Source organism: Pseudomonas sp. PIC25, from assembly GCF_002286785.1.
GTDB lineage: Bacteria > Pseudomonadota > Gammaproteobacteria > Pseudomonadales > Pseudomonadaceae > Pseudomonas_M.
Window position 1 is genome coordinate 1 of sequence record NZ_MUJY01000009.1, and the last position, 1,066, is coordinate 1,066.

Here is a 1,066-nt window from a genome sequence, read left to right on the forward strand (position 1 = left end):
ATCTTCGGAGGAGAAATAAGCCATGGCGCTGCAATGGAAGGTACTCGGAACACAATTCGATGATGCGCTCTATCATGCGATTTTGAAGTTGGAGGCGCCTCGGCCAAACGATCGGCTGAACGGTGTTCTGGTTCAAGTCGAAGCGGGTGTATTCAATTGCTTGGAGGGCAAGTAAGCATGGCGATAAAAGGGAAGACGCTTGTGAAGTTATCGAGATGGAAGTTGGGCGCCTTGTTCTGTCTGGCATGCACCACTCAAGCCGTTGCGGGAAGTTGGGAGTTTCATTCGGGCGAGGAGGATGAGCTATGCATCGCCATACGGGATCGCTTGAACAAGTTGACGGTTGGAGACTTGAGAGACGCACCCGCCAACTCCTGTGCTCCTCTCGCAGTGGTGACTTATCCGGAATTCGAAATGCCACCCTGGCAGGAATTGGATGCCAGCAAACATGAAGCGCTGATTTATGAGCTGTTTCGCTTTTCGGGTTTGGATACCGTGGCTTATTTTGGCCGCGCCCGGCCGGGCTCACTTGATTTGTGGACGGAAATGACCAAGGAGCAGCAGGAAAGTTTCAACCGGATGCAGCGTGAGGAAGCGCGCCGTTTTATCGAGCGCGGTGGGCGCCTGCGGGTTTGGCGTACCCGTTTGGTGGAAGATTTTCGCATGTTTTCCTATCGAATCTATGCGGCTCCGGGGCCGCAGACCATCGTTCAGTTGCGTTATCCCGATGAAATAAGAGAGACGGCCAATCGTAAAGTGTGTCCGGAGCTTTCAAAGATGGTAGATGCGCCCAGTTACCTCTTTTTCGTCACCGACGACTTGAGTGGGCTCGATTCCCGGTTGGGTTATACGGCGGACACTTTGGTAGGAAGTGAGCCGTTGTTGCTGGATGGAAAACCGATTTTTCTGGCTGGGGCGGGACCAACCGTTGTTACGTTAGGTCGGGATGAAGGTTCCGGTCCACATAATTTTTGCTCGCTTCACTACCAATCTTCGGAGGAGAAATAAGCCATGGCGCTGCAATGGAAGGTACTCGGAACACAATTCGATGATGCGCTCTATCATG

At 52.7% G+C, this 1,066-nt stretch carries 2 protein-coding genes; both read left to right on the forward strand.

From position 1 onward, the window contains the following. Positions 1-22: 22 nt before the first annotated feature. Positions 23-175, forward strand: a complete 153-nt coding sequence (locus tag BZL41_RS28305; RefSeq protein ID WP_168190888.1) for a hypothetical protein — start codon at positions 23-25, stop codon at positions 173-175. A 47-nt stretch (positions 176-222) separates the two neighbouring features. Beyond that, the gene (locus BZL41_RS00130; protein ID WP_143517985.1) at positions 223-1,008 is read left to right on the forward strand and encodes a hypothetical protein; all 786 of its coding nucleotides are present in this window, start codon (positions 223-225) and stop codon (positions 1,006-1,008) included. Positions 1,009-1,066 lie beyond the last annotated feature (58 nt).

Bases quoted from the DNA above. Each gene is read 5' to 3' on its own strand.
- BZL41_RS28305 (WP_168190888.1), top strand. From the start codon at position 23: ATGGCGCTGCAATGGAAGGTACTCGGAACACAATTCGATGATGCGCTC.